A 22,698-nucleotide genomic window follows, 5' to 3' on the forward strand; every position below is an offset into this window, starting at 1 on the left:
GTCGGCCACACCGACACCCAGGGCGCTGCGGCCTACAACCAAGGCCTGTCGAACCGCCGTGCGCGCACCGTGGCTGACGCCCTGGTCGCTCAAGGCGTCAACGGCGGCGTGATCTCCCTGGACGGCAAGGGCGAGACCCAGCCGGCCAAGGCCACCGGCGACGGCGTGCGTGAGCCGCTGAACCGCCGCGCCACCGTCGACATCAACTTCTAAGGCTCAAGGGGGCCGGTCATGATCGGCCCCCTAAACCTTGGTCGATTGATTGATCAGGCCGCCGAACTCGACCTGAGTTCGGCGGCTTTGATTCAAGAGCTTGTGCTCAGGAATGGTTCTTGTTTCGCCTTGCCAAGAATCCAACCCGGCTATTAATAGGGCTCGCTTTAAAAGAGATATCAGCGTTTGCTCGCGCCCTTTGACCCTGACCAATCAGATTTAGGTCATCACACCAAAGTTGATCTGACTGGTCGTCGATTTCTCTTCGTGTCAGCGCCTTTTGGCCGCTTTGGGCGCGTGCTGGCGTGCGCCATCGAGTCGCGCGGCGGCGAAGCGTGCCGCATGCTGTTCAATGCGGGCGATGTATTGAATTGGGGCCGTTCTGGCGGGGTGTCGTTCCGCGAGAAGGCCGAGTTGTGGCCGGAGCGATTGGCTGTTCTGGCGACTGAATTCACCGACATTATCGTTTTCGGCGAGGGCGGTCCCTATAATCAGGGCGTGCTGAGTCAGGTCAGTCAGCTGCAAGCGCGCGTCTGGGTTCTTGAGAACGGTTACTTCCGCCCAGACTGGATCACCCTGGAGCGCAATGGGGTGAACGGCTCCAGTGCCTTGCCTCGCTCGGCGTCAGGCTATCCGCCGCCGCCGCCCGAACTTCCGGTCTCGCGTCCTGTCGGCAAGATTCTGCCGCACCATGTCATCAACATTAGCCTCTACCATGTGGTGCAGCCGCTGGGTTGGCTGCTGTTTCCGCGCTTCCGTCATCACTATTCGGCGTCGCCGTGGCGGCAATGCCTGGGTCATGTTCGTCGCTATCTGGGGCTAGGCATGCGGCCGCAAGGGGCCAGCAACGCTGAGCGTCTTCGGACCAAGGGGCCGTTCTTCATCGCCTGCCTGCAGCGCGACGGCGACGCCCAGTTGCTGCGCTATTCCGACATTCACGACAATCTGTCCTTCCTGGCGCGGGTCATGGACAGCTTCGCCGCCGGCGCGCCGGCGCACAGCCGTCTGGTCGTTAAGAACCATCCCCTAGATCCCGGCATCGTCAACCTCGCCCGCGAGACGCGCCGGATGGCCGAGGCGCGCGGGCTGAAAGGCCGCGTCGACTTCATCGACGGCGGCAACCTGGCCCAGCTGTGCCGAGCGTCGGAAGGCATGGTGGTCAACAACTCCAGCGCCGCCTTGTCGGCCCTGGGGTTCGGCACGCCGGTCAAGGTGCTGGGCCAGGCCTTCTTCGATTTCGAGGGGCTGACGGATCAGCAGCCTTTGGACGCCTTCTGGCAGGCGCCGCGTCCTGCCGAACGCCAACTGTTCGCCGCCTTCCGCGCCTATGTGATCAATCGCACCCAGATCAATGGTAATTATCATGAGCCGCGAGTCATGGCGGCGACCGCTGCACGCGTGGCGGACGCTCTGGCGACGCGGCTAATCTAGCTCGCCGAACAATCATTTCCTGGTGTGGCCGTCAGGCCACCCTTGGGCGCTGTCATCATTCTGTCATCCAGTTGTCGCCCGAGCTTCCCAGAGCGCCCTTAAGGCCCGGTGGCATCGGGCGGCCGCATTTCGGTCTGCTTGCACGGCATTCCGCCTCCATCTCTGGGGATACAGACAGATGACCATCCGCAAACAGCTGTTCTGGGCGACGACCGCCCTGGTGAGCAGCCTTTTCATCGCTGAGTCGGCTGCGGCTCAGTCGACTGCGTCGCAGGCGGCTGACGAACGCGCCACTCAGGTCGGCGACGTGGTCGTCACCGGCGCTCGTGGCCCGCGTTCGATCGAAGGCGTGACCGCTGAGAACAACCCCAAGTCGCGCGCCTCCATCACGGAAGCCTATATCGGCACCCAAGCTGCGGGTCAGACGATCCTGAACTCGATCAACCTGCTGCCGGGCGTCAACTTCACCAACAACGACGCCTACGGTTCGGCTGGCGGCGATCTGACCATCCGTGGTTTCGACGCCAACCGCATCTCGCTGACTCAAGACGGCATCCCGATGAACGACACCGGGAACTACGCCATCTACTCCAACCAGCAACTTGATCCGGAGCTGATTCAGCGCGCGTCTGTGAACCTGGGTTCGACCGATGTCGACAGCCCGACGGCGTCGGCCACCGGCGGCACCGTCAACTACATCACGCGTCGTCCTGAAAACGAGTTCGGCGTCATCTTCCAGCCCTCGATCGGCGACTTCGGCTACCGTCGCGTCTTCGGCTTGGTCGACACCGGCGAGTTCGGCCCGTGGGGTACGACGGCTTGGTTCTCGGCCTCGAAAACCGTCTACGATCATTTCGTGGGGGCCGGCGGCGTCGACAAGATGCAGCTGAACGGCCGCATCTATCAGACGCTGGGCGACAACGGCGACTTCGTCGCCCTGACCGCACACTACAACGAAAACCGCAATGAATTCATGCCGCGCGTTCGCTTGGCTGATTTCAACAAGGGCGGCGCATACGACAAGGACGACTACAACACCGTCCGTTCGCAAGCCACGTCGATCAACCCGTCGAACACCGGTAATATCCGCGGCCAATCGCGTTTCACGCTCAGCGACACGCTGAAGCTCACCATCGACCCGTCGTTCCAGTACACGCTGGCCCACGGCGGCGGCACCCAGAACATGAGCGAAACCGACCCTCAGCTGATCGGCAACTCGACCGCGGCTGGAGTGGATCTTAACGGCGACGGCGTGATCGACGGCGACACGATGGTCACCCTGTTCCGTCCGAACATCACCAATACGCACCGCTACGGCGTCACCAGTTCCTTGATCTGGGACGCAGCCGAGGATCATCAGTTCCGTCTGGCCTACACTTTCGACTGGGGTCGTCACCGTCAGACCGGCCAGTTCGGCTACATCGACGCCAACGGCTTCCCGGAAGATCCGTTTGCCGGTCGTAACGGCCGTGCGGTCGAACTGCCGGACGGCACAATCCTGCAGCGTCGTAACCGCCTGTCGTACGCCATGTTGAACCAGATCGCGGCTGAGTACCGTGGTTCGTTCTTCAACAATACGGTTGACGTGACCCTGGGCGCTCGCGCTCCGTTCTTTGATCGCGAGCTGAACAACTTCTGCTACCAGCGCGATACCTTCAATGCCTATTGCACCACGCAAACGGGAACGCCGGTTGCTGGCACGGACTTGGTGACTTTCCCGACTTCGTCGATGAACCCGCTTCCGAGGCCATCGGCTCAGGATCCGAATCCAGAATCGTATGCGTACGGCAAGCCGCGCTCGTTTGATAAGAAGTACGATGCCTTCCTGCCGAACGCTGGCGTGACCTGGCGTTTCGCTCCCAGCCAACAGCTGTACGTGTCGTATGCTGAGGGCTTCTCGGCTCCGCGCACTGACGACTTGTACGATGTGGTCGACGTCAATCCGGAACCGGAAACCACCAACTCGTACGACATCGGCTATCGTTATCAGTCGGGCACCCTGATCGCCTCGTTCGCGGCGTGGAAGACGGATTTCTCCAACCGCATTCTGCGTACCTTCGATGAAGCGGCCGGCATCTACCTGACCCGCAACGTCGGCGATGTGACCCTGCAAGGCTTCGACGGCCAGATCGGCTGGTCGCCGATCGAGAAGCTGTCGCTGACGGGCTCGGTCACCTACACGGACAGCGAGGTGAAGAACGACCTGCCGGATGGTCTCGATAGTAATGGCAAACCGAAGTTCATTAAAATCGCAGGCAACCGTCTGGTCGAAACGCCGGAATGGCAGTTCGGCGCCCGCGTGGCCTATTCGGTCGGTGCGTTCGACTTCGGTCTGCAGGGCAAGTACGTCGGCGAGCGCATGTCCAACGACATCAATACCGAAGTGGCTCCGGATTACACCACTTTTGACCTGGACGTTCGCTACAACCTTGCTTCGTTGGGCGCTGGCGGCTCCTACCTGCAGTTGAACGTCATCAATCTGCTGGATGAAGAGTACCTGGGCGATATTTCGAGCTCGACCACGGGCACGGCTCAGTATCAGCTGGGCGCGCCGCGTACCGCGATGATCACTCTGCGCGCTTCGTTCTAAACGCCAGCCAGGGTCTGAATAGGAGAAGGGCGGTCCGGAGACGGACCGCCCTTTCTTCTTTTGGCTTCGGGCGGGCTCCGCCGTGGCGCCATTGAACCGGGCGCCGTCAGGGCCTATCTCGCCCCCTTCGTGCTTCATCCTTTTGTGTGGACGTTCTCGCCCCATGACCCTGCCTATTCCTGCTGAATGGACTCCTCATCGTGCGATGTGGATCGGCTGGCCCAGCCACGCCGATCTGTGGGAGGAGAACCTCGAGCCGGCTCAGGCCGAGGTCGAGGCCCTGGTCCGCGCCCTCGCTGGCCCCGGCCGGGAGCAGGTCAAGCTGATGGTCGGCAATGACGAGGCCCTGGCCGACGCCCAGGCGCGCTTCGCCGATGTGGCGGGCGTGACGGTTGTGGCCGGGCGTTTCGGCGACATCTGGCTGCGCGACACCGGGCCGATCTTCGGCGCCGGCTCGGCCTCGGCTCAGGCCTTCGTCTTCAACGGCTGGGGCGGCAAGTACGACCTGCCGCACGATGACGAGGTCGCCGACCAGATCGGTGAACAGACCGGCGTCGCCCTGACCCGCCACGACTTCATTCTGGAAGGCGGCGCGGTGGATCATGACGGCGAGGGCACGGTGCTGACCACGCGCCAGTGCGTGCTGAACCGCAACCGCAACACCGGCTGGACGCAGGAGACGGCCGAGGCCGCCTTCGCGCAGGCCCTGGGCGCCAAGAAGGTGCTGTGGCTGGGCGACGGCCTGCTGAACGACCACACCGACGGCCACGTCGACAACCTGGCCCGCTTCGTCGCGCCGGGCGTGGCGGCCTGTCCGATCGGCTTCGGCCCCAAGGATCCCAACGCCGACGTCTATGACGAGACGGCCCTGGCCTTGGCCGCCATGACCGACGCCGCCGGACGCCCGATCAGGGTGCTGCGCATCCCTTCGCCCGGTCTGATCCTGGACGAGGACGAGCGTCCGGTTCCGGCCAGCCACATGAACTTCCTGATCGCCGACGGCGCTGTCGTTGTGCCGACCTATGGCAATGACATGGCCGCGCGCCTGGCCTGCGAGGCCCTGGCGACCGTCTTCCCCGATCGCGAGATCATCCCCCTACCGTCGACCGCCATCCTGTCGGGCGGCGGTTCGTTCCACTGCATCAGCCAGCAGGAGCCCGCCTGATGACCCGTCAGATCACCGTCGCCGCCATCCAGACCGCCTACGGCGAGGACATGCAGGCGAACATCGACAAGACCATCGGCTTCATCCGTGAGGCGGCGGCCAAGGGCGCCCAGGTCATCCTGGCCCCGGAGCTGTTCCAGGGACCGTACTTCTGCGTCTCGCAGGAAGAGAAGTGGTTCGGCGCCGCCTATCCCTGGCGCGAGCATCCGGCCGTGACCCAGCTCCAGCGGGTGGCCAGGGAACTGGGCGTGGTCCTGCCTGTCTCGATTTTCGAGCGCGAAGGGCCGCACTACTTCAACAGCCTGGTGATGATCGACGCCGACGGCGAGCTGATGGGCGTCTATCGCAAGAGCCACATCCCCGACGGCCCCGGCTATCAGGAGAAGTATTACTTCCGCCCCGGCGACACCGGCTTCAAGGTTTGGGACACGCGCTTCGGCCGCATAGGCGTCGGCATCTGCTGGGACCAGTGGTACCCGGAAACGGCGCGCGCCATGATGCTGCAGGGCGCCGAAGTGCTGCTGTATCCGACGGCTATCGGCACCGAACCGCATGACGACACCCTGGACACGGCCGCCCCGTGGCGCCGCGCCATGCAGGGGCACGCCGTGTCCAACGTCGTGCCGGTCGTCGGCGCCAACCGCATCGGTCATGAGCAGGTGACCGAGGCGGGCCAGATCTATTACGGCCACTCCTTCATCGCGGATCATCGCGGCGATCTGGTCGAGAGCCTGGATCGGGAGGAGGGCGTTCTGATTCACACCTTCGATCTGGACTTCCTGGATCGCCATCGCGCGGCCTGGGGCTTCTTCCGCGACCGTCGCACCGACCTGTACGGCGCCCTGGCGACGGGCCGCCCGGCCTGATCCGGCTCTGGCGGAATACCTGATCCAAACAAAAAAGAGGCGGAAGACCGGGGTCTTCCGCCTCTCTCATTTTACGCGTTGAACGCTATCAGAACTTCAGCGTGGCGCCGAAGGTGAAGTAGCGGCCGATCGCATCGTAGGTCTGCGGGAAGGTGTTCCCGTTGTTGGCCGACGTGGTGCCGATCTGCGAACCGACGATCGGCGGCGCCTTGTCGAACAGGTTGTTGATCGTCGCCGTCAGACGCACCGTCTGGGTGATGTCCCAGCGGCCGCTCAGGTCGAAGTAGTCGTAGCTGTCGATCTGGGCGTAGTCCGGGAACCACTTGGTGTTGCTCGGCTCGACTTCGACGCCGGACAGGTGACGCCAGCTCAGCGAGGCCGAATAGTCGCCCAGCGTCCAGGTGGCGCGGCTGTTCCAGCGTTGCTTGACCTTGGGTTCCCCGCACGACACCGAGTAGTAGCCGACGCAGTCACGCAACGTGGAGATCGGCGTGGCCTGGGTCTCGTGCTTGGTGACGATGTTGCCGTTGACGCTCAGGTCGACACGACCGATGTCCCAGCCGAAATCGACCAGTTCAACGCGGTAGTTGGCGGCCAGATCGAAGCCCGAAACGCGCTCGTTGCCGGCGTTGGTGGTCGGACGGATCACGCCCTTGGCCCCGTTGCCGTTCAGCGAGCCGTTAACGGCGCTGCGCTGGATGGCCTTGCAGCTGTCGTTGAACTCGAGGTTCGGGTTCATCGTCGTGCTGTAGCAGCCGTTCATGACATCATCCAAGCTGGGGCTGTTGATCGTCTTGTCGATCTTGATGTCATAGTAGTCGAGGCTCAGGCGCAGGCTTGGCGCGAAGGCCGGCTGCCAGACGGCGCCAATGGTCCAGGTGTCAGCCTCTTCCGGACCCAGATCCGGGTTGCCGCCGGTCTGTTGATTGACTTGACCCGAGTTGGGCTCGTCAACGGCGCCGATCAGGGCATCTGGAACGCCTGTGAGGCGGCAGAGATTGCTTAGGGTGCCGGCCTTGTACGCGTCAACGCTGTTGATCCGGTCCTTCTGGCACGGATCAATGGCGCGGTTGCCCAAGCCGGTGACCTGCGGGTTGAACAGCTCGCCGATGTTCGGCGCACGTGTGGCGCGCTGGTACATGGCGCGAACGCGGATGTCTTCCGTAGGCGACCAGTCGCCGCCCAGCTTGTAGCTGCCGTATTGCGACTTCCGTCCAGCAGCCTTGAACTCGGTCTGGCGGTAGCCCGCTTCCAGGTTCATGCTGTGGATGAAGGGCATGTTCTCGATCAGCGGGATCGCCAGTTCGGCGAAGCCCTCACGCATTTCGAACTGACCGTCGCGATCCGGAACCGGGGCGCCGGTGCCCAGGATCTCACCGTGCGATTGCGAAGCTTCATCGCCACGAGTGCTCGCGCTGGATCGACGCCATTCGGCGCCGAATGCGACAGCGATCGGGCGTTCGCTCCACGGGCTGCTCAGGTTCTCCGGCAGGACGCCCGAGATCGAGCCCGAGGCCACGTCCTGCTTGATCGTGGTTTTGCTCATCGACGACAGGTTGATGTAGTCGATCATTTCCTGGGTGATCGTGCCTTCAGGACCGAAGACGTTGATCGGCACGCAGCCGGCGACAGCGCCTGTCTTCGGATCTGCGCCGACCGGGAGGCACTGAGTCGTGGACGTCGTATTCAGCGCGTTCTGGAGCTTCGACAGCGATCCCCAGTTGATGCGCGTCAGCAACTGCTGGGTTTCGCCGTGCGAGACATAGGCGTCGTAGTTCCAGTCGGCGTTGATGTCGCCGCGGACGCCAGCCAGGAGTTGGACCGTCTTGTTTTCGATGTCCACCGGGCGGGTGCCCATTTCGGTGAAGCGACGGTTGATGGTCAGGTCCATAACCGTGGTGCCGGCTGCGCCTGAAACGCATTCAGCAGCGCCCAGCTTCAGGGCGTCGCAGAATTGCTGGCGCATCGCGTCAGGGATGAACGGGTTGCCGATCGGCACCTTATAGCTGTTGCCAAAGGTGCCGCTCGAAGCATTGTCCAGCGACACGTCGCTCTGAACATAGGTCAGGTGGGTGTAGACTTCAGCCGCTGAGTTGATCTTAAAGGTGCCGAGACCATTGATCTGGTAGCGGCTCAGCGGCGTCTGGTACAAGTTGTACGGGTTGTAGTTGTAGCCTGCTTTGTTGTAGCCGGCGTCGTTCTTACCGATCAGGGCGCCCGTGGTGGGGTCCAGTTCGGCGCCGTCGGGCAGAGCGATGCCGCTCAGGGCTTCATTAATCGTGTCGTCTGCATTCTTGACGATCAAGCGGGCCAGGCCGAAACGACCCGGCACCGAGGTGCCTGAACCCAGCGGGTCGCCGGTCGTCGACGAGCGCGCGACGGTGCCCCACGGGCGACGGTCCTGGTACAGCGGATCGGTCTTGGTGTAGCCGAAGCTGACGACGGCGTTGCCGCGATCCTCGGCGAAGTTGCCGCCGACGGTCAGGTCGAATTTGCGACGGACAGCGTCGTCTTCGCCCGAGAAGCCGTAGGAGGTGTTGAGCTCAACGCCTTCGAAATTGTTCTTCAAGATGAAGTTGACCACGCCGGCGACGGCGTCAGCGCCGTACACGGCGGAGGCGCCGCCGGTGACGGTGTCGACGCGCTCGACCAGAGCCAGCGGGATGGTGTTGGTGTCGACCACGCCTTCTAGGTTGAACGGCACCACGCGGCGGCCGTTGATCAGCACCAGCGTACGGTTGGTGCCCAGACCGCGTAGGTTGATCGTCGCGCCGCCGCCCGAGCCGTTGTTGGTGGCCGAACCGACGGCCGGCACGGCGGCCGGCAGATCCTTGACCAGTTCTTCAACCGCGACGGGCTGCGACATGGCGATGGATTCGGAGCTCATCGAGGTGATGGGGCTGGACGCCTCATAGCCCGGCTGGCGGATGCGCGAGCCGGTGACGACGATGGCGCTGACTTCGGAAACTTCTTCTTCGGCCGTTTGGGCGAAAGCCGGCGTGGCGGCCATGAAGCTGAGGGCGGCGCCCCCGATGATGGTCGAGGCGAGCAAGGACTCGCGGACAATTCTCTTTCTCAAAAGAGACCCTCTCCTGAACAAAACAAGCCGTGGCCCGCCCCCTACGATGGGGCTGAACCGACGGCTCGCGGTACGTGCAAGACCGAACGGCCTGCGCCGACGACATTACGGCGAGGCTTGCCTCAAGCAAGTCAGAATTGCGTCAATAATGGCACAGGCTGGAATAAATTGCCCTATATTGAAGTATATTCGGAATTTGAGGCAAAAATTACGCTTATTTCCGAAAATTGTCACGAACCGTGTTCTGCGATGCGCCGTCGCGATCATCGGCGCTGCTGCCCCAGGGGTAGCCCTTGTCGGCGCCGCAGTAAGCGCGGCCGCCTTGCCGGGCGTTCTCGACCACCAGGCGCGGACGCCAGCGGGCGACGCCGGTGAAGGCGTTTTCGGTGATGACATTGTATGACGGCGTCTGGTGACGAATGACGCCGCGCTCGCCGCAGTTGCGATAGAGGAAGACGCCGGCCCGCCCGCCCAATTCGAAGCGATTGCCGGTGATGCGGTTTCGCGCCGATCCGTCGACCGCGATCATCTCGCGCTCGGTGCGGGTGCGGAACAGATTGCCTTCGATCCGATTGTCCGCGCTTTCGGCGTCCAGGTAGAGGGCGGTGGAGACGCTGCGGCCCTCGAGCGTGGATCGGGTCAGGGTGAAACGGGTGACGCCGGGGCCGACGTAGAGCGGGATCGATCCCGTCCCCCGGATGATCACCTCATCGAGCGCAATATGGCTGGGCGCAGCCGCCTGGGCGGCGGCGGTGTGGTCGGCGGTGCGGGAGGAGGCGCGCAGGTCGTCATAGCTCCCGTCCGCCCCCATGCCCCACACCCGCACCGAGCCGTGGATCAGGCAGCGCGAGATGCGCACGTCCGTCGGACGGCTCCAGCGGTCGACGGCGATGCGGCGCGACCAGACGGCGATGGAGGGCGAGCGGGTGTTGACGGCGGCGCCGGGGCGGCCCACGGCGCCGCCTGCGCAGTCTAGGGCCGCGCCGGAGGCTTCGGCGCCTTCGATCAGGAGGGGGCGGACGATCGCCTCTCCAGGCGTCAGGACCGCGCGGCAGGTCAGGCGGTAGGGCGTTGTCGTTTCGGCGGTCAGTTCGGCCAGTTCTGAAGCGTCGCACGGGCGGGCGGCGGGCAGGGACCAGGTCTGGGCGCCGGCCAGGATCAGTCCCGCCAGCAGCGCCGCCATCAGGGCAAGGGCGTGGCCAGCGCCAGCGCTTCGGAGGCGCAGCCGGGCGCCGTTGCGGCGCGTGCACGCAGGACCGCCAACTCGGCGCGGGCGGCGGTCAGGTCGGCGGCGAACGCAGGCTGAACGGCGGCGGCGGCGAAGACGGCGCGGCCCAGATCCTCGCCGGCGGCGACGTCGCTGGGATAATGCATGCCGCAGACGAGGCGGCTCTGGCCGATCTCATGGGCCATGCGGCGCGCTTCAGTCGCGTGGCTGGGGTCCAGGGCGGCGAACGCTTCGCCATAGACGACGGCCACGGTCGAACTGCCGGAAGGATAGGAGGCGCTGCGTCGGCCCGCTTCGGTCAGGCGCTGACAGGCCTGGCGGGTCGGGTCGTCGCCGACGGGACGGGCGCGAAAGGCGCGCGCCTTGACGGATTCGGCGGCCGTATCCGCGTCGTGGAACAGGCGCTGCATCAACCGCGTCAGCTCCGGCGCGTCTTCCGGCGTGAGCCGCACGTCCAGCGCGCAGTTGAAATGTTGCAGCGCCAGCGGCGGGCGCAGTTCGGCATGGGCGGTGGCCAGCAGCCAGCGGTCGCTGTCTTCCAGCGCCGCCATGCGCGTCGAGCGCGCCTTGTCCGCTTGATCGACGGTCGAGCCGAGCGCGGGCGGCGCAGGCAGGGCGGCGGCCAGAGCGTCCAGCGCGTGGGCGTCCAGATAGCCGGATGGGACTGTCGCGGCGCGGGCCGCTTCCGGCCGCAGGGCTGCCGGGGTTCCGGCGCAGGCGCCCAGCAGCAGAGTCGCGGCGGCGGTCGCGACGAGCGCCGGGCGGCTGATCACGCCCCGTCGCTCCAGCTCAGCTGAACCGAGGTCAGGCCGTCTTCATCGGGCGCGGCCACGACCTGAAGGCTGGCGCCTTTTTCCGTGCGGGCGGAGGCGCCGTAGGCGCGCGCTTCGCCCTGGTTCATCGCCATGATGGGGGACAGGCCCGCCTTTTCGGCGCGCTGGCGATAGAAGTCGATCACGGCGTCGGGCGTGGCGTCGGTCGTGAAGGTGACGATGCCGCCGGGACCGTCGGGGCCGGATGCGGTGATCGGCGCGGCGTCGGTCTGGGCGCCGGGATAGAGGGCGGCGAAAGCCGGAGCGCCCTCGATGCCTGTGGCGGGCGCGGCGGGCGTCGCCGCGACGGGCGGAGCCGCCGCAGGCGCGGCCTCCCTCGCCGGTTCGGCGGCGCGAACTGAGGGCGATTCGACTTCGGGCGCGGCCTGACTGCGGTCATCGCACGCCGCCAAGCCGACGCTCAGCGCCAAGACGACGGTTGCCACGCTACGCTTCATTCAGCCTACGTCCTTAATCCCTATGCGACTATCTGCACCGTGGCCTATCCGTGCGGCGGCAGCAAGGCGGTTCAACCCGTAGGAGCGTCCACGTCGTCGCCGGGCTGGCCCGTCGACTTGCGAGCCTGTTCCGGGCCTCCCGCCGGACGCGAGCGGGTTTCGGCCATTTCGCGGCCCTGGCGAGCGATATCGGCGTTGATGGCGTCCTGGTCCGGATCGATCTCCGAGCCGGAAGCCGAGCCGCCCCGCAGCGAACCGGCGCGGGTGTCGGAACCGGAATCGCTGCCTTGCAGGGCCTTCTTCAGGGCGTCCTCGACGTGGCCCAGATCGGGCTTCTCGCCCATGGCGGCGGCCTCGCGGGCGTCTTCGTTCTCGGCGGCGGGATCGGTCATGGAAGGTCTCCTTGCTCGTGCAAGACAAGCGGACCGGTCGCGCGGAGGTTCCCATATTCACGCGAGGCGATGTTGCGCGCGAAAAGAAAAAGGGCCGGCGGATCGCTCCGCCGGCCCTCGTCTTTGTCGCGGGATCGAGACGGCGTCGCCCTCTGATCCGCGTCGATCTTACTTGCCGAACAGCTTGTTCCAGCGGCGCGGCTGACGCTTCTTCCACGTTTCGCGGTGATAGGCGTCCGAACCGATCAGCGGCACGACGGTCGTGGCTTCGGCGAAGACCATCTGTTCGTAGGTGGTCTGGACCTTGCCCCACGAGGCGGCTTCCTGCAGCGTCGAGGACGAGCAGGCGCCGTCGCGCACGTCGGCGACCGTGATCTGGACCGCATACTTGTGCATGTCGGCCTCGACGCCGAGGATCTCGGCGCAGACGACGGTGTCCTGGGCGAAGTTCTTCGGCACGCCGCCGCCGACCATGAACAGGCCGGTGACGCCCGCCGCGATCTTGATGTCGGTCAGTTCGCGGAAGTCGGCGATGGCGTCCAGCATCATGTAGGGCTTGCCCTCGGCCATGCGCTCCTTCTGGTGCTTGACCAGGCCGAAACCGGCCGAGGAGTCGACGAAGGCGGGGCAGAAGATCGGCGCGCCTTCTTCATAGGCGGTCTGGATCAGCGAGCCAGGCTTCTTGGCGTTGCCTTCCGACAGCCACTTGCCCATTTCCCAGATGAACTCGCGCGAGGAATAGCCGCGCGGCTCCAGGCGGCTGGCGATCTCATAGATGGCGTGGTCGCAGGCCTGCAGTTCTTCTTCGTCGATGTAGGTGTCGTAGATGCGGTCGATGTAGTGCGAGCGCAGGACATTGTCGTCCACCTGGCCGGCGGCCTGATAGTGCTTGAAGCCCAGGGCTTCGAAGAAGTCCATGTCGACGATCGAGGCGCCGGTGGCGACCACGGCGTCGACCATGCCGAACTTCACCATGTCGCGGTAGACGTCCATGCAGCCGCCGGCCGAGGTCGAACCGGCCAGGATCAGCCACGGCGAGCAGGCCTGGTCTTCCAGGGCCATGTTGAAGATGTCGGCCGCGCGGGCGGTGTCGCGCGAGGAGAACGACATCTTGCGCATGGAGTCGATGATCGGGCGGGCGTCGAAGCTGGTGATGTCGATGTGCTCGACGGTCGTGGCCAGGAGCTCCGCCTTGGCGTTGGAACGAACCGGTGCGTTCATCTCTCGGGTTTCCCTTTGGTTTGAGCGCCCGTCGTCAATAAGGAACAGCGGCCCGGACGGAGCGACGGGCCGCTGCTTGTACCAAAGCCTTGAGACATTTTTCAGTTCAAGGCGTGATGCGATGGATCAGCGCTTGCGCTTGCGCTGGCCCGCCTTGCCCTTGGGACGCGACAGGCGGACGACCTTGCGGGCGTTCTCCTCGGCCGTGGTGCGCACGGTCGGGATGGAGCGCGGCGCCAGGCCGTACATCGAGCCCATGGGGGCGTCCTCGACGGCGGCGATCTCGTGTTCGCCGTAACCGTTGAAGCCGGTCGACATGGCGACGCCATAGGCGCCCATCATGCCGATCTCGATGAAGTCGCCTTCCTGGACATCGGCCGGCAGCCAGAACGGGCCCGGCATGTGGTCGATGCTGTCGCAGGTCGGACCATAGAAGCGATAGGGCTTCAGTTCCGACGAAGATTCGCCGTCCCGGACCAGCTTGGTCGGGAAGGGCCAGCGCGAGTGGGTGGCGTCGAACAGCGAGCCGTACGACCCGTCGTTCAGATACAGGGCGTCGCCCTTGCGCAGGTCCACGCGGCACAGCACCGACGAGGCCTCGGCCACCAGCGCGCGGCCGGGTTCGCACCACAGCTCGGTCGTTTCCGACACCGGCATCTCGTTGAAGCCGCGATGGATGGCGTCGGCGTATTCGCTCAGGTCCGGCGGGACCATGCCCGGATAGACCGACGGGAAGCCGCCGCCGACATCGACGATATCGACGAAGACGCCCGCCTTCTTGATGGCGCGGCCGACCTGGGTCATCGCCGCCTCATAGGCCGAGGGGCGCATGCATTGCGAACCGACGTGGAAGCTGACGCCCATCAGGCCGTCCTTGACCGCATGGCGCGTGGCCAGCAGCAGGGCGGGGGCCTGGTCCGGCGAGACGCCGAACTTGCCCGACAGGGAATAGGCTGCGCCGTCCGCCGACACGCCCATGCGGACGATCAGGTTCAGGTCGTCGGCGTTGTCGGTGACGTCGAGGATCTTCTGCAGCTCGTCATGGCTGTCGAGCACGAAGGTGCGCACGCCGTGGTCGGCGTAGGCGGCCTTGATCGCGCCGCGGCTCTTGACCGGGTGCATGAAGGCCAGGCGCGCGTTCGGGCTGACCGAACGAACCAGTTCGATCTCGGCCAGGGAGGCGACGTCGAAGGCGTTGACGCCGTTCTCGACCAGAACCTCGATGATCCAGCGCGAAGGGTTCGCCTTCACGGCATAGAAGACGTCGGCTTTTAGATTGTCCTGGAACCACTGCGCCGCTACGGCAACGGAGCGGGGACGCACGAGTGCGACCGGACGCTCCGGGGACCGCTGACGGACCAGGTCCAGGGGAAGCTGGTACGTGTGCAATTCACGTAACCCCCTGATGATTGTTAAACCCAGACCCGGCGTTAGCGGCGCAAGATAGGACCTACGGGGTCCGCCGGAACGCGCGATATGGGGGCATTGGCCTGTCATGTAAAGTGGAAATTTCATGGCGGGGTTGCATGGCGCGCGCGCCGCAGCGCTCGGCTGAATCGGCGCCGCACTGGACGAAATCGACGCAGACATGCCATTAAGACTTGCCCTTGCGCCCGTCTCGCGTCATGCGGCGCCCCCTTTGTCGCAACCTCATCCATGGGTTCATGAGTTCTTCAACAGCCGCCGTCGCGTCCGTTCGCGACGTCTCGAAGACCTACGGGGCCAGAAAGGCGCTCGACGGCGTGTCCGTCGAGGTCGGCGCCGGTGAAATGGTCGCCCTGATCGGTCCCTCTGGTTCGGGCAAGTCCACCCTGCTGCGTTCGATCACGGGTCTGCACCCCATCGATCCCGGCGGAACCATCACGGTCTTCGGCGAGGTCGTTCAGCAGAACGGCCGCGTCACGGGCGCCGTGCGCCGCGCGCGCAGCCGCCTGGGCATGATCTTCCAGCAGTTCAATCTGGTGGGGCGGCTGAGCCTCTTCTCCAACGTCATGCTGGGCGCCCTGGGGCGCCTGCCGTCGTGGCGCGGCCTGTTCGGCGTCTGGCCGGGCGCGGACAAGGACAAGGCCATGGCGGCCCTGCACCGCGTCGGCGTGTCCGACTACGCCGCCCAGCGCGCCAACACCCTGTCGGGGGGCCAGCAGCAGCGCGGCGCCATCGCTCGCGCCATCGTCCAGGGCGCCCAAGCCATCCTGGCCGACGAGCCGGTCGCCTCGCTCGATCCCGTGTCGGCCCGCAAGGTCATGGAGCTGCTGGTCGAGCTGAACAAGCGCGACGGCATGGGCGTGATCGTCACCCTGCACCAGGTCGACTACGCCATTCGCTACTGCAACCGCGTCATCGCGCTGCAGAAGGGCAAGGTGGTCTATGACGGCCCGTCCACGGGCCTGGACACCCAGCGCCTGATCGAAATCTACGGTCCCGAGTACGAGGACGCGTTCTGGGAAGCCAAGGCATGACCCGCATCGCCATCAATCGCCGCCTGCTGGGCGCCGCCGCCATCGCCGCCATGACCCTGGGCCTCGCCGCCTGCGGCAAGGGCGAAGAGACCAAGTCGGGCGCCGCGCCCAGCGAAATCACCTTCTCCATCCTGTCGGCGGAAGGCCAGGCCTCGGCCGGGCCGCTGTGGCAGCCGCTGCTGGACGATATGTCCAAGGCCATCGGCGTGCCGGTGAAGCCCTATTTCGGTTCGAACTACACGGTTCTGGTCGAGGCCATGCGCGGCAACCACACCCAGGTCGGCTGGTTCTCGGCCAAGCCCGAGGTCGAGGCCATCGACCGCGCCAACGCCGAGGTCATCGCCCGCACCGTCAACCGCGAAGGGCTGGACTCCTATCAGTCGACCCTGATCGTCAAGAAGGGCTCGGGCATCACGCTGGACAAGGTGCTGGCCTGCGGCAAGCAGTACAATTTCGGCATCGGCGACGCCCAGTCGACCTCGGGCACGCTGGCGCCCATGACCTTCCTGTTCAACGCGCGCGGCGTCGTGCCGTCGCAGTGCTTCAAGACCGTGCGCTCGGCCAACCACCAGGCCAACGCCTTCGGCGTGGCCACGGGCGTGATCGACGTGGCGACCTCCAACAGCGTCAACCTGGTCTTCATGCGCCGCGAGAACGCCCAACTGGCCGATCAGATCGAGGAGATCTGGACCTCGCCGCCGGTGCCCGAGAGCGGCATCGTCGTGCGTGAAGACCTGGATCCGGCCCTGAAGGAAAAGATCCGCGGCTTCTTCCTGACCTACGGCCAGGGCGAAGGCCCTGAGGCCGAGCGCCAGCGCAAGGTGCTGGCGGGTCTGGAGTATTCGCGCTTCGCCCCGGCCGATGATTCCTATCTCAACCCGATCCGCGAGATGATCGCCGACCAGAAGCGCGGCGAAGCCGAAGCCAAGGGCGACAAGGCCGGCGTCGCCGCCGCCGAAGCCGAGCTTCAGCGCCTGCGCAGCCTGCGTGAGGTCCAACCTTGACCGCAGCTCCGCTTCCGACGTCGCCGGTTCCGGCCGCGCCGCAAAAGTCCGCCGTCTCCTGGGCGATGGACGTCTTGGTCTGGGGCGGCGTGATCGCCGTCCTGCTGTACAGCGTCGACGCCGTCGACCTGGGCAACATCTCGCGCCTGTTCTCGGGCAACGACAGCATGAAGATGTTCGTCCACGACCTGCTGCGGCCGGACTTCTCCGACTGGAGGATGTTCGTCGCCAAGATGTGGGAGACGATCCAGATCGCCCTGTGGGGCACCTTCCTGGCCGTGCTGTTCGGCATTCCGCTGGGTCTGGCCGCCGCCCGCAACATGGCCCCGGCCTGGGTCGTGACGCCGGTGCGCTGGCTGATGAACCTGCTGCGCTCGGTGCCGGACCTGGTGATCGGCCTGCTGTTCGTCACCGCCGTGGGCCTGGGCCCGCTGGCCGGCGTCCTGGCCATTACCCTGAACACGGCGGGCGTCCTGGCCAAGCTGTTCTCCGAAGCGGTCGAGTCGATCGACAAGGGTCCGGTCGAAGGCGTGCGCGCCACCGGCGCCTCCAAGCTGCACGAGATCGTCTGGGGCGTGATTCCCCAGGTGGCGCCGCTGTGGACCTCCTTCGCCCTCTACCGTTTCGAATCGAACAGCCGCTCGGCCACCGTGCTGGGCCTGATCGGGGCGGGAGGCATCGGCCAGGTGCTGTTCGACAGCATGAACGCCTTCAACTTCAAGGCCGTGTCCGCCATCGTCATCATCGTGGTCATCGCCGTGACCCTGATCGACACCCTGTCCCAGATCATGCGTAAACGCCTGCTCTGACGACGTATCGGGCAGGTTTGCCCTGACTGTCACAAAGGTCTGGCCGGACCGTCACATTTTCCTGCTTTAAGCGTCGTGCACTGACGACTGGAGAAGGTCCGGCCATGATCCGCACACTGAAGTTCACGGCCTGCGCGGCCGCCCTGCTGGCCCTGACGGCCTGCGGAAACAATGAGGGCGGCGGCGCCGCCGGTTCGCAGAAGGCCCGGACGGGCATATGGGCCGCCGGTTCCTCGACCGTCTTCCCCTTCGCCACCCGCGTGGCTGAGACCTTCGCCCGCAACGGCGGGGGCGGCTCGGCCCCCCGCGTCGAATCCCTGGGCACCGGCGGCGGCATTCAGGCCTTCTGCTCGGGCGTCGGCCCTTCGACCCCGGACATCGCCAACGCCTCGCGTCCGATGAAGCAGAGCGAGTTCGACCGCTGCGTCGAGAACGGCGTCACCGACATCGTCGAGATCAAAATCGGCTACGACGGCATCGTCGTCGCCACCGCCCGCACGGGCCAGAGCTTCAACCTCGAGCTGAACGACCTCTACGAGGCCCTGGCCAAGGAAACGCCGGGCGCGGACGGCCAGCTGGGCCCGAACGCCGCCAAGACCTGGAACGAGGTCAACAAGGCCCTGCCGGCCACCCGCATCCAGGTCTACGGTCCGCCGCCGACCTCGGGCACGCGCGACGCCTTCCTGGAGCTGGGCATGGCGCCGGGCGCCAAGCTGATCCCGGCCGTCGCCGCCATCGAGAAGCAGGACAAGACCCGCTTCGAAACCGTGGCCCACACCCTGCGTGAAGACGGCGCCTGGATCGACTCGGGCGAGAACGACAACGCCATCGTCCAGACCCTGAACCGCACGCCGGGTTCGCTGGGCGTGTTCGGCTTCTCCTTCCTGGAGCAGAACATGGACACGGTGAAGGCCGAGACCATTGACGGCGTGGCCCCTTCGGTCGCCACCATCGCGGATGGCTCCTATCCGCTGGCCCGCAGCCTCTACATCTACGTCAAGAAGGCCCACATCGGCGTGACGCCGGGCCTCGAACAGTTCGTTCAGGAGTTCATGTCCGAAGGCGCCGCCGGCCGCGGCGGCTATCTGCAGGACCGCGGCCTGGTGCCGCTGGTCGCCGACGAACTGGCCGCCGAACGCGCCAAGGCCTCGGCCATGACCTCGATGGCCCGCCCGAACTAGGCGGCGAGCAGACTTTAAGAAAGACAGGCCGCCCTTTCGCCGGGGCGGCCTGTTTTCTTATGCGCCGGCGTCCGGCCGCATCGCGCAGGCCTCGGCCAGTATGGCGAAGGGCAGCAGCACCGCCCCGTGCCGCGCCCGGAAGGATCGGGCGGCGTCGAATATCTCGGGCGTCTCCAGACCCTCGACCGCCGCATCCTCGCCCTCAAGGCGGCGCTGCATGGCGTCATGCCAGCCGGCGGCGGCGTGCAGCCTGAGGCCCTGGGCGCTGCGCACGACCAGAGCCGTCGCCGCCGCGCCCAGGGTGCAGGCGCGGACGCGCCAGCCGAAGGCCTTGATCCGCAGCGCCGCGTCGAGGGCGATGTCCAACGTCACCCGGCTGCCGCACAGGGGGCCGACCTGGGTCAGAGACAGGTCGGCCCCCTCCAGGCGGCGATCGTTGCGGACTACCGCCGCCAGCGTCCTGATCCGATCGTGATAGAGGCTCGGGAGCGGATCGTCGGGCGTCATGCGGCGCCGTCGTCCTTCATCTGACGGCCCAGAACGCCCAGGAAGCGGATGGCGAAATGCAGGCCGCGGCGGACGTCTTCGTCACCCGCCGCCCGCACCAGCCCCAGCAGCGACGGTGGGGGCGTGTTGGCGGCCTGGGCTCCGGCGTAGCGCGCAGCGTTGCCCAGGGTCCAGGCGGCGCCGACGCCCTCCTCATAGACTTTCATCAGCTTCTGGATCATGGCGTCGTCCGACATGTCGACCGCGTCCGACAGCAATGAGAGAAGGTCGATGACGTTGTCGAAACGCTGTCCCTGAAGCAGGGGAGCGGCCTTGTCGATCAGATGCTGGACGCCGCGCTCGGTGGCTTCGTCGATGACGATGGCCGGTGCGGGGGCGGTGGTTTTGGCGGTGCTCATGGTGTCTTTCCCCTTGGTTTCAGTGTCTGCGGCCATGGATCAGACGATCCCGCGGGCGACGGACCAGTAGATGCCGCGGTTGAAGGCCTTGCGCAGAAGGCCCCCGACCTTGGTCGGCGGGGTGGGGTGGACGTCCTCGTCATAGTCGTACCAGAGCGGCATTCCGACCTCGAGGCCCATCTGGGCGACGGCCTGAACCTTGCCGTCATAGGCGTCGACGGTGCGGCCGATGCGGATGTCGCCGGCGATGTTGTTGACGATCACCGGGCACTGGTTGTGGCAGGAGCCGCCCGCCTTGCTGACCGGCAGGTCGACGGTGTCGCCCATGACATAGGCGTTCCGATAGCCTTCCATCTGCAGCGTCTGGCGGTCGGTGGGCAGCCAGCCTTCGTTGTTCGCCGCCTGGGACACGCCGCTTTCCAGCACGGCGTCCACCGCCCGGATCGGCGGGGTGCACATCAGCAGGTCGAAGCCTTCTTCCTTGCCTTCGGCCGAGGTGGCGATCTTCTTGTCGGGATCGACCGAGTTCAGGGTGAAGCCGCGCTGGTATTTGATGCCCTTGCTCTCGAAGATGGAGGGCAGGATTTCGCAGGTCTCCTGCTGCAGGAACAGACAGTTGCGCAGCAGCTGGGCCACGCTGGGATAGGTGTAGACGATCTCGACCTGATCGCGGATGCCCCGGCGACGCAGGTACTCGTCCAGCATCAGGGTGGTTTCGATCGGGGCGATGCCGCACTGGTGCGGCACGTTCGGGGTCTCGGGGAAGTTCACCGTGATGAAGATGCGGCCCTTCTCGAAGCGGCGCAGCTTGTCGGCCAACTGGCGGGCCGGGTCGTGCTGATAGAAGTAATCGCCCGCTTCCTTCAGTCCGGGAATACGTTCCGGCGCCGGCAGGCAGCCGGTCGAGACGACGATGTAGTCATAGCCGATGACCTGACCGCTCTGGGTCTTCACGCGTGAACCGGCGAAGTCGAACTGCACCACCTTGTCGACCATGAAGTCGATCTCGGGGCGCAGCAGGCTGCGTTGCTTGCGGCGCAGCTCTTCATTGAAGAACATGTCGAAGGCCACATACATGAACGCGGGCTTGTAATAGTGCCACGGAGAATCGCTCAGCATGGTGACCTTCACCTTGCCGCTGGCGATTTCAGGATACAGCTTCGCGACCAGACTGTTGGCGGTCATGGTCCCGCCGATGCCCCCGCCGACCACCAAGATGTGCTTGGTCAAATTCTCGCCCTCCTCAAGACGTCGCGGACGGCTCGCCCTTCCGCCTGACTGAGGACGATAGCCGAAGGATTTGTGCGCCGGAGATCGGAGCTTTCCATTTTGCAAAGGTCGCCGCCGAGCCTAGGTTGCGACGGTGCAGGCGGTGAGGATGGGGTGTGATGGAACCGGATGCGGAGGAACGCATCAAGGCGGCCGCTCAGGCTCAGGTGATCGAGTGCCTGAACCGGTTCTATGCGATGGAAACAGGGCTGTGGGGCGGCCCCCTGGACGCCTTGATCGTGCGGACCATCATCGTCGGCGACATTCAGGGACGGCCCTATGACCTGTCGGCGCTGGCCGGCGTCCTCGATATTCCGGTGTCGACGATCCACCGCCGGGTCAATGATCTGGTCGAGCGCAACCTGCTGGAGCGGAGCGCCGCTGGTCGGTCAGTCTATCTGAAGCCCACGGTTCAGACGCGCCAGGCGCTGGACATGACATTCGACGACATGCTGGCCACGTTGACCCGCCTTTACCGAGGCGACGTCGGGCCGCGCTGCGGCGTGCCCGACTGATCAGGCCGCAACGCGCCGCCGCAGCCGCGCCACCCGGCGCAGGCGGCGCCAGAAGCGACCGCGCGCGGGCTCGGGATAGGGCTGCAGGTTTTCGACGAACTGCTCGGCCGAGGCGCGCCAGCTGAACTTCTCCGCATAGGCGCGGACGTCCTTGCGATCGAGCTCCAGGCACTTCAGGCAGGCGGTCTTCAGGTCGTCGTCGATGAAGCCCGCGCCCGAGCCGGGGATGATGTCGATCGGACCGTGCGCCGGATAGGCGGCGACAGGCGTGCCCGTGCCCATGGCCTCCAGGATCACCAGGCCGAAGGTGTCGGTCCAGCTGGGAAAGACGAAGACGTCGGCGTCGGCGAAGCAGCGCGCCAGATTCTCGCCGAACTTGGCGCCGAGGAATTTCGCGTCAGGATACTTCTCTTCGAGCTCGGCGCGGGCCGGACCGTCGCCGACGATGATCTTGGTGCCGGGCAGGTCCAGGCCCAGGAAGGTCTCGATGTTCTTCTCGACCGCCACCCGGCCGACATTGAGGAAGAAGGGGCGGGGCCAGTTCTCGCCGCCCATCTCCTGGTAGATCGGCTCCAGGTCGGGGCGGAACAGCTCGGTGTCCACGCCGCGCGTCCAGGGCGAGACGTTCTTGAAGCCGTGCTCGACCAACTCATCGCGCAGGGTCGGGGTGGCGACCATCAGTCGGCCCGACGGCTTGTGGAACCACTTCATATAGGCGTAGCCGACCTGCACCGGGATTGGGAAGCGGGCCGAGACATATTCCGGGAATTTGGTGTGATAGCTGGTCGTGAACGGCAGCTTCCACTCCACGCAGATGCGCCGCGTGGCGATGCCCAGCGGACCCTCGGTGGCGATGTGGACGGCTTCCGGCTCGAAGGCGCGCAGACGTTCGCGAATCTCTTCCTCGGCGCCCAGGGCCAGGCGGATCTCGGGATAGGTCGGGCAGGGGATGGTCTTGAACTGGCTCGGTTCGATGACCTCCACCTCATGGCCCATGGCGCGGCATTCGGCCACGGTGCGGGTCAGGGTGCGGACGACGCCGTTGACCTGAGGCTCCCAGGCGTCGGTGACCAGAACAATGCGCATGAAGTCGATAGGGCC

General features: G+C 65.6%; 21 protein-coding genes. 10 read left to right on the plus strand and 11 right to left on the minus strand.

Features of this window, described 5'->3' with window-relative positions; all coding sequences use genetic code 11:
* The 5 genes from B3D50_RS00005 to aguB form a co-directional block, all read left to right on the plus strand.
* Positions 1–213 (plus strand): OmpA family protein (locus tag B3D50_RS00005; protein ID WP_286948621.1); only part of this gene is annotated, 213 nt, incomplete at its 5' end.
* Between the two features lie 267 nt (positions 214–480).
* Positions 481–1,644, plus strand: coding sequence for a capsular biosynthesis protein (locus B3D50_RS00010; protein WP_286948623.1), 1,164 nt, complete (start codon positions 481–483; stop codon positions 1,642–1,644).
* Between the two features lie 178 nt (positions 1,645–1,822).
* Positions 1,823–4,234: a TonB-dependent receptor gene (locus tag B3D50_RS00015; protein WP_286948625.1), complete on the plus strand. Its 2,412-nt coding sequence runs from the start codon at positions 1,823–1,825 to the stop codon at positions 4,232–4,234.
* A 163-nt stretch (positions 4,235–4,397) separates the two neighbouring features.
* Positions 4,398–5,399 carry an agmatine deiminase family protein gene (locus B3D50_RS00020; protein ID WP_286948627.1) on the plus strand — a complete coding sequence of 334 codons (1,002 nt, stop codon included), beginning with the start codon at positions 4,398–4,400 and terminating at the stop codon, positions 5,397–5,399.
* Positions 5,399–6,265, plus strand: a complete 867-nt coding sequence (gene aguB / locus B3D50_RS00025) for an N-carbamoylputrescine amidase (RefSeq protein WP_286948628.1) — start codon at positions 5,399–5,401, stop codon at positions 6,263–6,265. The genes B3D50_RS00020 and aguB overlap by 1 nt, the downstream gene beginning before the upstream one ends.
* Before the next feature lie 88 nt (positions 6,266–6,353).
* Here aguB and B3D50_RS00030 read toward each other — a convergent pair whose 3' ends face one another.
* The 7 genes from B3D50_RS00030 to B3D50_RS00060 form a co-directional block, all read right to left on the minus strand.
* Entirely contained in the window at positions 6,354–9,344 is a 2,991-nt protein-coding gene (locus B3D50_RS00030) for a TonB-dependent receptor domain-containing protein (protein ID WP_286948630.1), read from the minus strand.
* Positions 9,345–9,558: 214 nt separating this feature from the next.
* Complete coding sequence (locus B3D50_RS00035) at positions 9,559–10,527, minus strand: right-handed parallel beta-helix repeat-containing protein (RefSeq protein WP_286948632.1); 969 nt, start codon at positions 10,525–10,527, stop codon at positions 9,559–9,561.
* On the minus strand, positions 10,527–11,345 hold the full coding sequence (locus B3D50_RS00040; RefSeq protein WP_286948634.1) for a phosphatase PAP2 family protein: 819 nt from the start codon (positions 11,343–11,345) through the stop codon (positions 10,527–10,529). Before B3D50_RS00040 ends, B3D50_RS00035 begins: the two co-directional genes overlap by 1 nt.
* On the minus strand, positions 11,342–11,842 hold the full coding sequence (locus B3D50_RS00045; RefSeq protein WP_286948636.1) for a hypothetical protein: 501 nt from the start codon (positions 11,840–11,842) through the stop codon (positions 11,342–11,344). The genes B3D50_RS00040 and B3D50_RS00045 overlap by 4 nt, the downstream gene beginning before the upstream one ends.
* A 71-nt stretch (positions 11,843–11,913) precedes the next feature.
* Positions 11,914–12,234: a ribonuclease gene (locus B3D50_RS00050; RefSeq protein WP_088411030.1), complete on the minus strand. Its 321-nt coding sequence runs from the start codon at positions 12,232–12,234 to the stop codon at positions 11,914–11,916.
* A 168-nt stretch (positions 12,235–12,402) separates the two neighbouring features.
* Positions 12,403–13,455, minus strand: coding sequence for a 1,9-bis(guanidino)-5-aza-nonane synthase (locus B3D50_RS00055; protein WP_003163981.1), 1,053 nt, complete (start codon positions 13,453–13,455; stop codon positions 12,403–12,405).
* A 126-nt stretch (positions 13,456–13,581) separates the two neighbouring features.
* Positions 13,582–14,844 (minus strand): type III PLP-dependent enzyme, encoded by a 1,263-nt coding sequence (locus B3D50_RS00060; RefSeq protein ID WP_286948643.1) that lies wholly within the window; start codon positions 14,842–14,844, stop codon positions 13,582–13,584.
* A 275-nt stretch (positions 14,845–15,119) separates the two neighbouring features.
* Here B3D50_RS00060 and phnC point away from each other — a divergent pair, with 275 nt between their 5' ends.
* The 4 genes from phnC (at position 15,120) to B3D50_RS00080 (ending at position 18,908) form a co-directional block, all read left to right on the plus strand.
* Positions 15,120–15,914, plus strand: coding sequence for a phosphonate ABC transporter ATP-binding protein (gene phnC, locus B3D50_RS00065; protein WP_088411031.1), 795 nt, complete (start codon positions 15,120–15,122; stop codon positions 15,912–15,914).
* On the plus strand, positions 15,911–16,918 hold the full coding sequence (phnD, locus tag B3D50_RS00070) for a phosphate/phosphite/phosphonate ABC transporter substrate-binding protein (RefSeq protein ID WP_003163978.1): 1,008 nt from the start codon (positions 15,911–15,913) through the stop codon (positions 16,916–16,918). Before phnC ends, phnD begins: the two co-directional genes overlap by 4 nt.
* A gap of 65 nt (positions 16,919–16,983) precedes the next feature.
* Positions 16,984–17,727 (plus strand): phosphonate ABC transporter, permease protein PhnE, encoded by a 744-nt coding sequence (gene phnE / locus B3D50_RS00075; protein WP_088411033.1) that lies wholly within the window; start codon positions 16,984–16,986, stop codon positions 17,725–17,727.
* Positions 17,728–17,831: 104 nt separating this feature from the next.
* Positions 17,832–18,908 (plus strand): substrate-binding domain-containing protein, encoded by a 1,077-nt coding sequence (locus tag B3D50_RS00080; protein WP_286948649.1) that lies wholly within the window; start codon positions 17,832–17,834, stop codon positions 18,906–18,908.
* A gap of 57 nt (positions 18,909–18,965) precedes the next feature.
* Here B3D50_RS00080 and B3D50_RS00085 read toward each other — a convergent pair whose 3' ends face one another.
* Genes B3D50_RS00085 through B3D50_RS00095 form a run of 3 tightly spaced genes read right to left on the minus strand, consistent with a single transcriptional unit; the run spans position 18,966 to position 21,043 of the window.
* Positions 18,966–19,415, minus strand: a complete 450-nt coding sequence (locus B3D50_RS00085; RefSeq protein ID WP_286948651.1) for an iron-sulfur cluster assembly scaffold protein — start codon at positions 19,413–19,415, stop codon at positions 18,966–18,968.
* Positions 19,412–19,813: a DUF1641 domain-containing protein gene (locus B3D50_RS00090; protein WP_076224693.1), complete on the minus strand. Its 402-nt coding sequence runs from the start codon at positions 19,811–19,813 to the stop codon at positions 19,412–19,414. The genes B3D50_RS00085 and B3D50_RS00090 overlap by 4 nt, the downstream gene beginning before the upstream one ends.
* A gap of 39 nt (positions 19,814–19,852) precedes the next feature.
* Positions 19,853–21,043: an NAD(P)/FAD-dependent oxidoreductase gene (locus tag B3D50_RS00095; protein WP_286948657.1), complete on the minus strand. Its 1,191-nt coding sequence runs from the start codon at positions 21,041–21,043 to the stop codon at positions 19,853–19,855.
* A 158-nt stretch (positions 21,044–21,201) separates the two neighbouring features.
* Between B3D50_RS00095 and B3D50_RS00100 the strand changes: the two genes are divergently transcribed.
* Positions 21,202–21,597, plus strand: a complete 396-nt coding sequence (locus B3D50_RS00100; protein WP_088411036.1) for a hypothetical protein — start codon at positions 21,202–21,204, stop codon at positions 21,595–21,597.
* On the opposite strand, the gene B3D50_RS00105 is transcribed toward B3D50_RS00100, so the two are convergent.
* Positions 21,598–22,683, minus strand: a complete 1,086-nt coding sequence (locus B3D50_RS00105; RefSeq protein WP_286948659.1) for a glycosyltransferase family 4 protein — start codon at positions 22,681–22,683, stop codon at positions 21,598–21,600.
* Positions 22,684–22,698: the final 15 nt, after the last annotated feature.

It is taken from the genome of Brevundimonas sp. UBA7507 (assembly GCF_002478355.1).
In the GTDB taxonomy this organism is placed as follows: domain Bacteria; phylum Pseudomonadota; class Alphaproteobacteria; order Caulobacterales; family Caulobacteraceae; genus Brevundimonas; species Brevundimonas diminuta_D.

Bases quoted from the DNA above. Each gene is read 5' to 3' on its own strand.
- B3D50_RS00045 (WP_286948636.1), bottom strand. From the start codon at position 11,842: ATGAAGCGTAGCGTGGCAACCGTCGTCTTGGCGCTGAGCGTCGGCTTG.
- B3D50_RS00105 (WP_286948659.1), bottom strand. From the start codon at position 22,683: ATGCGCATTGTTCTGGTCACCGACGCCTGGGAGCCTCAGGTCAACGGC.
- phnC (WP_088411031.1), top strand. From the start codon at position 15,120: ATGAGTTCTTCAACAGCCGCCGTCGCGTCCGTTCGCGACGTCTCGAAG.
- B3D50_RS00100 (WP_088411036.1), top strand. From the start codon at position 21,202: ATGGAACCGGATGCGGAGGAACGCATCAAGGCGGCCGCTCAGGCTCAG.
- B3D50_RS00080 (WP_286948649.1), top strand. From the start codon at position 17,832: ATGATCCGCACACTGAAGTTCACGGCCTGCGCGGCCGCCCTGCTGGCC.
- phnD (WP_003163978.1), top strand. From the start codon at position 15,911: ATGACCCGCATCGCCATCAATCGCCGCCTGCTGGGCGCCGCCGCCATC.
- aguB (WP_286948628.1), top strand. From the start codon at position 5,399: ATGACCCGTCAGATCACCGTCGCCGCCATCCAGACCGCCTACGGCGAG.
- B3D50_RS00085 (WP_286948651.1), bottom strand. From the start codon at position 19,415: ATGACGCCCGACGATCCGCTCCCGAGCCTCTATCACGATCGGATCAGG.
- B3D50_RS00035 (WP_286948632.1), bottom strand. From the start codon at position 10,527: ATGGCGGCGCTGCTGGCGGGACTGATCCTGGCCGGCGCCCAGACCTGG.
- B3D50_RS00015 (WP_286948625.1), top strand. From the start codon at position 1,823: ATGACCATCCGCAAACAGCTGTTCTGGGCGACGACCGCCCTGGTGAGC.
- B3D50_RS00050 (WP_088411030.1), bottom strand. From the start codon at position 12,234: ATGACCGATCCCGCCGCCGAGAACGAAGACGCCCGCGAGGCCGCCGCC.
- B3D50_RS00020 (WP_286948627.1), top strand. From the start codon at position 4,398: ATGACCCTGCCTATTCCTGCTGAATGGACTCCTCATCGTGCGATGTGG.
- B3D50_RS00055 (WP_003163981.1), bottom strand. From the start codon at position 13,455: ATGAACGCACCGGTTCGTTCCAACGCCAAGGCGGAGCTCCTGGCCACG.
- phnE (WP_088411033.1), top strand. From the start codon at position 16,984: ATGGACGTCTTGGTCTGGGGCGGCGTGATCGCCGTCCTGCTGTACAGC.
- B3D50_RS00090 (WP_076224693.1), bottom strand. From the start codon at position 19,813: ATGAGCACCGCCAAAACCACCGCCCCCGCACCGGCCATCGTCATCGAC.